Origin of the sequence: Streptomyces sp. CBMA123 (assembly GCF_014596465.1) — a bacterium.
In the GTDB taxonomy this organism is placed as follows: Bacteria; Actinomycetota; Actinomycetes; order Streptomycetales; family Streptomycetaceae; genus Kitasatospora.
The window spans coordinates 1-7,486 of the sequence record NZ_MECK01000254.1 but is presented as its reverse complement, the minus strand read 5'-3'; the positions used below and the strand labels follow the sequence as shown (position 1 = coordinate 7,486).

The 7,486-nt window shown below is 74.9% G+C and carries 8 protein-coding genes; 3 read left to right on the top strand and 5 right to left on the bottom strand.

Annotated features, from left to right (window positions below):
• Nucleotides 1-343 precede the first annotated feature (343 nt).
• Nucleotides 344-1,387: a hypothetical protein gene (locus BG452_RS25685; protein WP_188306734.1), complete on the top strand. Its 1,044-nt coding sequence runs from the start codon at nucleotides 344-346 to the stop codon at nucleotides 1,385-1,387.
• Entirely contained in the window at nucleotides 1,384-1,773 is a 390-nt protein-coding gene (locus BG452_RS25680) for a VOC family protein (RefSeq protein ID WP_188306733.1), read from the top strand. Before BG452_RS25685 ends, BG452_RS25680 begins: the two co-directional genes overlap by 4 nt.
• 108 nt (nucleotides 1,774-1,881) lie before the next feature.
• Here the strand turns inward: BG452_RS25680 and BG452_RS25675 are convergent, their stop codons facing one another.
• The 3 genes from BG452_RS25675 to BG452_RS25665 form a co-directional block, all read right to left on the bottom strand.
• Nucleotides 1,882-2,544: a GNAT family N-acetyltransferase gene (locus BG452_RS25675; protein ID WP_317621228.1), complete on the bottom strand. Its 663-nt coding sequence runs from the start codon at nucleotides 2,542-2,544 to the stop codon at nucleotides 1,882-1,884.
• A 96-nt stretch (nucleotides 2,545-2,640) separates the two neighbouring features.
• Nucleotides 2,641-3,300 (bottom strand): TNT domain-containing protein, encoded by a 660-nt coding sequence (locus tag BG452_RS25670; protein WP_317621227.1) that lies wholly within the window; start codon nucleotides 3,298-3,300, stop codon nucleotides 2,641-2,643.
• A 209-nt stretch (nucleotides 3,301-3,509) separates the two neighbouring features.
• Nucleotides 3,510-4,823 carry a geranylgeranyl reductase family protein gene (locus BG452_RS25665; protein ID WP_188306732.1) on the bottom strand — a complete coding sequence of 438 codons (1,314 nt, stop codon included), beginning with the start codon at nucleotides 4,821-4,823 and terminating at the stop codon, nucleotides 3,510-3,512.
• Here BG452_RS25665 and BG452_RS47785 point away from each other — a divergent pair.
• Nucleotides 4,811-5,422 (top strand): LPXTG cell wall anchor domain-containing protein, encoded by a 612-nt coding sequence (locus BG452_RS47785; RefSeq protein WP_188306737.1) that lies wholly within the window; start codon nucleotides 4,811-4,813, stop codon nucleotides 5,420-5,422. The two genes, BG452_RS25665 and BG452_RS47785, sit on opposite strands and share 13 nt — an antisense overlap.
• Before the next feature lie 262 nt (nucleotides 5,423-5,684).
• Here the strand turns inward: BG452_RS47785 and BG452_RS25655 are convergent, their stop codons facing one another.
• On the bottom strand, nucleotides 5,685-6,794 hold the full coding sequence (locus tag BG452_RS25655; protein ID WP_188306731.1) for a calcium:proton antiporter: 1,110 nt from the start codon (nucleotides 6,792-6,794) through the stop codon (nucleotides 5,685-5,687).
• Between the two features lie 91 nt (nucleotides 6,795-6,885).
• Nucleotides 6,886-7,486, bottom strand: a 601-nt coding sequence (locus BG452_RS25650; protein ID WP_223242726.1) for a transglycosylase SLT domain-containing protein, incomplete at its 5' end; no start/stop codon positions are given.

The following is a 7,486-nucleotide window of genomic DNA, read 5'->3' as shown; positions in this document are numbered from 1 at the left end:
CTACCGGGGGCGGTCACGGTCAGGGCGGGCGCCCCGGCCGGCCCGGGGCCGGTCAGCACGACCGTCCAGCCCCGTGCGGCGCACTCGCGCAGCAGCTCGGCGCCGCCGGGCAGCCGGGGCTGCCAGTCGGTACCGATGAGGGCCGCCGAGATCACCGTCATGGCCGTCTCTCCCGTGCTTCCGCCGCAGGCCACGCACCGTGCGCGCCCTTCCAGGTTAGGACGGTCCCCGGCCCGGCGCGCAGCCTGTCGGCATCGGGCGCCGCGGCGGGCGAAATCCGCTTGGCGGCCGGCGCCCGGGCCGGAATACTCCGGGTGTTCACGGGCGAGCGGGGGGAGAGCGCGTGGCGGTGTTCGCGTGCGCGGGGTGCGGTACGGAGCTGACGGTGCCGGTGGCGGAGGTGGCGCTGCCGCCGCACGCCCACCGCCAGGGCGGGCACAGGTACCTGCCGCCGCTGCTGGAACCGGGCACCTTCGCCGTCGACCCGGAACCGTCCGAGCCGCCCTGGCGGCCCTGGGCCGAGATCACGGTCGCGGAGGCCGTCGCGCGGGGCGTGTACGCGCCGGTCGACGGCCTGTGGTGCGGGTCCGGCGGCGCGGTGCTGCTGGCCCCGGGCGACACCCGCGGGACCGTGCTGATCCCCGAGCGGTGCGACGGCTGCTGCGCGGCGGCCGGGAGTCCGAACCTCGCCTGCGAGGGGTGCGGGCGCACGGTCGGCGCCCGGATCGACGACTGCTACCAGTGGCAGGCGGTGTGGCTCCACCCGCGGGCCGTGTGGCGGTTGCCGGTCGAGGGCCCGGCCCGCCCGGCCGGGGACGGCTGGGCGGTGCCGCCGCTGCCGCCGGTCGAGCCGGACGGCTGGTGGAACGACCGCTGGACCGCCACGGTCGGGGCGGCCCTGGCCGAGGTGCTGGCGGCCTCCGGCGGAGAGCCGGTGGCCGTGCCTCCGGGCCTGCTCACCGAGACCTTCGGCCGCACCCTGCGGCGGCTGCTCCCCGCCGGCGCCCCGGCCCGCACCCTGGGCCTGGCCGGGCCCGGCCTCACCCCCGCCCCGGCCCCGGACATCGCGCTCGTCCCCCGCCACCCGTGGACGGGTGCCGCCTGGCAGCCGCCCGCCGGCCACGGCGCGGTGCCCGTCCCGCTGGACGCCGCGGTGTGGACGTACCTGGCCTTCCCGCCGGCCCGCCGCACGACCAGGCTGCCCGCCGGGGAGGAGCGCGACGACCCGCTGCCGCTGCGCCCGGGGTGGCTGTTCGAGCCCGACCGGTACCTGCTGAGCCACCGCCTCGCCCGGTTGCCCGCCGTCCGGCAGCCCTGGCTGCACGCGATCTACGATCGGCTCGGCAACCGTCGCCACCATCCGGGCACTTCGGAGGACTCCCCATGAGGATCAACCTGACCACCGTGTTCGTCGACGACCAGGGCAAGGCGCTGCGCTTCTACACCGAGGTGCTGGGCTTCCTGAAGAAGGAGGACGTGCCGGTCGGCGAGCACCGGTGGCTCACCGTGGTCTCCCCCGAACAGCCGGACGGCACCGAACTGCTGCTGGAGCCCGACCACCACCGCGCCGTCGGCCCGTACAAGACCGCGCTGGTCGAGGACGGCATCCCGGCCGCCCAGTTCGCGGTGGACAACGTGCACGCCGAGTACGACCGCCTGCACCGGCTCGGGGTGCGGTTCGCCCAGGAGCCGACGGCGATGGGTCCGGTCACCGTCGCGGTGCTGGACGACACCTGCGGCAACCTCATCCAGCTCGCCCAGTACCACCGGTAGCCGCCGGGACGAACGCCTCGGCCAGGCGCAGCCGCCGGGCCGGGTTCGGGCCTGCCGGCCTGGTGCAGCGGTGCGGTGCACCGGCGGGGTGCCGGCCGCCCGGGTTCCTCACGTTCCGTCAGCAGCCTTCGGACCGCCCGCGATCACGGATCCGGCACACGGTCGGTCGGCGTCCGGCTCCGGGTCGGTCGCCAGGCGGGCGTGCAGGTGCTCGTCGCGGTAGGGGCCGTCGCCGCTGCGGTAGGAGGCCCGCAGGGTGCCCTCGTACGGGAAGCCGGCCCGGGTGGCGACGCCGCAGGAGGGGTCGTTGCCGACGGCGTGGTAGAGCTCGATGCGGCGGACGCCGGCGGTGCGGACGCCCCACCGGGTGACGGCGGTGGTGGCACGGGTGGCGAGGCCGCGGCCGCGGGCGGCGGCGAGCAGCCAGTAGCCGACCATGGCGATGCCCTCGGCCCGGTCGGTCCATTGCAGGGCGACGTTTCCGTGGAGCCGGCCGTCGGCGGCGTCGGTGATGGCGAAGCAGGCGGTGTCGCCGTCGGCCCAGCGCTCGTCGGCGCGGTCGAGGTAGGCGCCGGCGCCGGCCGGGTCGGTGGCGTCGCGCAGCGGGTTCCAGCGGGCGACCTCCTGGTCCGCGGCGGCCGCCGACACCGCGGCGAGGGTGCCGCCGGGCAGGTCGAGGGCGCGGCCCCAGGGGCGGAGCAGGGCGTCTCCGAGGTCGAGGACGGCGGGCTGGAAGAGGCGCCGGTCGGTCGCCGGGTTGCTGGTGGTCACCCCGCCTTCCTACCTCCCGCCGCGCCGTCCCCGCCAGCGAATTTCCGGGTGGGCGACGGCCCGTCCGGCGGTCGGCCGCCGGACGGTGACGTCCGGTCAGATCCGGGCGAGGTAGCCGTTCTCCACCAGCCAGAGCACGTTGAGCTTGGCCGGGCCGCCGGGGAGGAGGGTCGCGTCGAGCTGGTACTGCAGGCCCCAGCCGGGCTGGTTGAACCAGGGGGCGATGGGCCCGGCGTGCACCGTGAACGGCTTGACCACCTTGTAGTCGTGGTAGTTGCAGCCGGCCGCGGGGGTGCCGTCGAGGCTCTGCGGCGGGATGGCGCGGTCGGCGTAGGGCAGGCCCTCGGGGGCGAGGAAGGCCCCGTACTCGCTGCCGTAGCGGTCGATGTTCTGGTTCGGGTAGAGCGTGAGGTCGAACTCGACCGGGGTGCCGTCGGGCAGGGTGGCGTAGCCGTCGGCGGGCGGGTACTTCCAGCCGCCCTTGCCGCCGTTCGCGCTCGGGTCGTAGTACTGGGCCAGGAAGTCCTGGTCGCTGGCGCCGCCGGTGCGCTGATAGCCGAGGAGCTGGCGGCCGACGGGGCCGGTGGTCGGGAGGTCCTGGGGGCCGAGGCGCGGATCGTCGTGCTCGAAGGCCGCGGAGCACTGGTCGGACGGGGTGGCCGCCCTCGGGTCGGCGGCCGCGGCGGGGATGCTCACGGCGGTCAGGGCGGCGGCTGCGGCGAGGGGCGCGACGAGCAGGCGAAGGCGAAGGCGCACGGTGTCTCCGTCGTAGGGGTCGGTCGGGAACGTCCGCACGGAGGGGGCGCTGTGCTCACCCTCCGTGTCCGGTTCGGCACAAGGCAAGCGGATCTGCTGATCATTCGTCAACACGACCTGGCGGACGGCGTGCCGATTTCCCCGGTTTCGGCCAAGCCCGGGACGCCGGAACCACTCGCCCGAAAGAATGAGCGATTCCGGCGTCGGCCTCACCGCCCCGGGGCGACCCGCCCGAGCAGGTGGAGCAGCCGGTCCAGGGCGTCCTTGGAGTTCGGTTCGGTCAGGTTGACCATCAGCCGGAACGCCACCTTCAGCAGCGCCGGGTGGCCCAGCCCGGCGGCGCCGGCGGCGCCGAGCAGCCGGGGGCGGCCGAGCAGGTCGGCGGCCAGCCGGCCGAGCGCGAAGTAGCCCGCGTAGGCGGAGCGCAGCCTCTGCGGGTAGGCGCGCAGGGCGAGTTCGCGGCCGCGGTCGGTGCGGCGGGCGTGCGCCTGGACGATGGTCTCGGCGGCGTGGCGGCCGGACTCCATCGCGTAGGCGATGCCCTCACCGGTGCCGGGGCTGACCGTGCCGCCCGCGTCGCCGATCAGCAACAGGCCGTCGGCGTAGTGGGGTTGGCGGTTGAGGCCCATCGGGAGGGCGGAGCCGCGGATCGGCTCGGTGACGGCCTCGGGGTGGTAGTCGTAGCCGGGCGGGAGGTCGGCGCACCAGCGGCGCAGCAGGTCCCGCCAGTCGAGGTCGGTCTTGGCGGTGTCGAGGACGCCGAGGCCGACGTTGGCGGTGCCGTCGCCCATGCCGAACACCCAGGCGTAGCCGGGCAGCAGGCGGTGGGCGGGGTCGGTGGGGTCGCGCAGGTCGAGCCAGGCCTCCAGGTAGCGGTCCTCGTGGCGCGGGGTGGTGAAGTAGGTGCGGTAGGCCACGCCCATCGCGCGGTCGGTGCGCCGGTAGCGCTTCATCGCGACGGAGAGCCGGGTGGAGTTGCCGTCCGCGGCGACCACGATCGGGGCCCGGTACTCGACGGGCCGGCGCTCCTCGCCCAGCTTGGCGCTGACGCCGGTGATCCGGCCGGACCGCTCGTCCGTCAGCGGGCCTGCCACGTTGGCCCGTTCGATGAGTCTGGCGCCGGCCGCCGCGGCCTTGCGGGCGAGCAGTTCGTCGAAGTCGGCACGCCGGCGCACGAGTCCGTGGCCGGGGAAGGCGGACAGCTCGGGCCAGTCGAACTCCAGTGAGCGGTGTCCGGAGATCAGCCGCAGGCCCTTGTTGTGCAGCCAGCCGGCCTCCTCGGAGACGTCGATGCCCATGTCGACCAGCTGCTTGACGGTGCGCGGGGTGAGACCGTCGCCGCAGACCTTCTCGCGCGGGAAGGCGGACTTCTCCAGCAGCAGCACGTCCAGGCCGGTGCGGGCGAGGTGGTAGGCGGCGGTGGAGCCGGCCGGTCCGGCGCCGACCACGATGACGTCGGCGCTGTCCTCGGTCCGGGCGGGCCGCTGCCGCTCCGGTCGCACCTGCTGCTCTGGGCCGGGCATCGAGCACTCCCCGTGGGTCGGATCGGCTGCCGGCTCGACCGGCTGCTCGCGCGATCGGCCGCACGCACAACGGAATCGGTGGGCTGGGCGGTTCCAGACGGACGATAGAGAACCACGGCTTCCGCCCGCCGCCCCGACACGCGGACCCGTGCCACGGACCGGCCAATACCGGCCACCCGCGGAGCCTCCGTTCCGTCCGCCGGGGCAGGGCCGGCCGGCCCCGACCGCCTCGGATACCTGCGGGACGCACGATTTCCCCACAACCGGGTGATCGGATTGTTGCGAGGGACCAGCCGGACCAATCGCCCTCAGCGCCGTATTTCGGCCAAACCTCCCTTGCGTCACGTTTCCCACTGGAGGAATTTTGTGCCCCTCACGTCGTACGCGGCCGGCTCCCGGTCCAGTGGCCGACCGGAGACCCCCTCCCACCGCGCAGGCTCGTCCCAGCCTGCCGTACCGATGGCGCCGCCTCGGACGGCAGGAAGCTGGCCACCACCGGTAGCGACGGCACCCTGCTGTACGCGGGCGTCGGCACAGCGCTGCTGGTCGCCGGCGCGGGCGCGGTGGTCTACACCCGCCGTCGCCGCACCTCCTCCTGAGGCACCCGGCCTCCGGAGGAGGCCCCTGACGCCGCCTCCGGGGGTCTGAGCCCTCCGGGAGGCGCGGGCCGCGTCTGAGCCGCGGCCATCAGCGAGTCCCCGGCCCGCCGCATCACCGGTGGGCCGGGGACTCCCGGTCGTGACCCGCTCCTCCCAGGCCGGTCACGGCCGGAGACGACGGAAGCCCCTGACCGCACGGGGGGACGTGCCAGGGGCTTCCGTTCATCTCGACGGCCCGGAGGGCCTCAGTGGTTCACCCTCGTCACGGATTCACCGCCAGCACCACGAACTCGGCCATGACGCCCAGGTGCAGCGCGCCCTGCAGCAGGGTCGCCCGGCGCGGGATGACGGTCAGGGTGCCGAGCACGATCGTCAGGGTCAGCAGCACCAGGTGCGAGGGTTCGAGGCCGAGGACGAGCGGGCCGGAGAGCCAGGCGGAGGCGATGGCGACCGCCGGGATGGTCAGGCCGATGCTGGCGAGCGCCGAGCCGAGGGCCAGGTTGAGGCTGGTCTGGACCCGGTTGCGCAGGGCCGCGCGCAGGGCCGCGATGGTCTCCGGCAGCAGCACCATCATGGCGATCACCACGCCGACCACGGCGTTCGGCAGCCCGGCACCGGCCACCGCGGACTCGATGGTCGGCGAGACGCCCTTGGCCAGGCCCACCACCGCGACCAGCGCGACGGCGAGCAGCAGCAGGCTGACCCCGGCGGCCCGGAGGGTGGGCGGGGTCGCGTGGTCGTCCTCCTCCTCGATCCTGCGGACCCTGCCCTCCGGGGTGACGGGCAGGAAGTAGTCCCGGTGCCGCAGGGTCTGGGTGGTCACGAACAGCCCGTACACCACGAGCGAGGCGACGGCCGCGTAGCTCAGCTGGGTGGTGGAGAACTGCGGGCCGGGGGTGCTGGTGGTGAAGGTCGGCAGCACCATGCTGAGGGTCGCGAGGGTGGCGATGCAGGCGAGCGCCGTGCCGGTGCCCTCGGCGTTGAAGACGGCGGTGCGGTACTTGGCCGCGGCCACGATGATGGACAGGCCCATGATCCCGTTGCAGGTGATCATCACGGCGGCGAACACGGTATCCCGGGCGAGGGTCGAGGACTTGTCGCCTCCGTCCGCCATCAGGGTGACGATCAGCGCGACCTCGATCACGGTGACGGCCACCGCGAGCACCAGCGATCCGAACGGCTCCCCGGTCCAGTGGGCGATCACCTCGGCGTGGTGCACGGCGGCCAGCACGGCCGCGATCAGGAAGCACGCGACCACGCCCACCACCCAGCCGGGCAGGTCCTTGTGCCAGGTCAGGACGAGGACGACGAACGCCGCCACCGGGACGACGAGGGTCCACTGCGCGGCGGCCGCGCGGAGCTTCGTGATCATGCGCCCGAGGATCCCAGACCGGAGGCCGGTCCTCCGGGTGCCCGCGCCGGGATACGGGGGGATGTGGCACAACTCATCCCGGTATGCGCGGTCACCCGCCGTAGTCGGCCAGGTACCGGAGCACCTTGTCGACGTGCGGTCGGACCCGCTCGGGGACGCCCCCGGTGGCGGCCACGGTCTTGTCGCTGGTCCGGTAGGCGGCGGTGACCAGGGCGGGCAGGTCGCGGGTGAAGCCTCGCCGCTTGAGCTGCTGGTCGAGCCAGCAGACGTAGTTGCCCATCGCGGCGATCGCGTCTCCCGGGTCCAGGTAGGACTTCGGGCCGGCGTGGTTGGCGGCCTTGGCCCAGGCCTCGAAGACGGCGGGCGTCCACATCGCGATGCCGTACTCGCCGGTCTCCGGGCGGGCCGCGTTCGGGTCGAAGCCGCTCTCCGCCTTGAGCATCGCGGCCAGCAGGACCGGGGTGACCTCCGGCTCCGGGCAGCGCCGGGCGGCGTCCTCGATCATGCTCCGGTAGGCGACCGGGACGTCGGAGCCGGCCGGGATCGCCCCGGGCAGCGGCGGTGCGGCCCGGTGGACGCCCGGCCCTCCGGGCTCGGGGCCGCCGGTCAGCGCGAACAGGACGGCCACGCAGGCCAGCAGGGCGGCACCGGCCCGCAGCGTCCGGCGGCGCCCGCCCGGGCCGGCGGTGGCG

Excerpts from the sequence above, each read along its gene's own strand:
- BG452_RS25665 (WP_188306732.1), bottom strand. The coding sequence starts at position 4,823 with ATGCCCGGCCCAGAGCAGCAGGTGCGACCGGAGCGGCAGCGGCCCGCC.
- BG452_RS25680 (WP_188306733.1), top strand. The coding sequence starts at position 1,384 with ATGAGGATCAACCTGACCACCGTGTTCGTCGACGACCAGGGCAAGGCG.
- BG452_RS25655 (WP_188306731.1), bottom strand. The coding sequence starts at position 6,794 with ATGATCACGAAGCTCCGCGCGGCCGCCGCGCAGTGGACCCTCGTCGTC.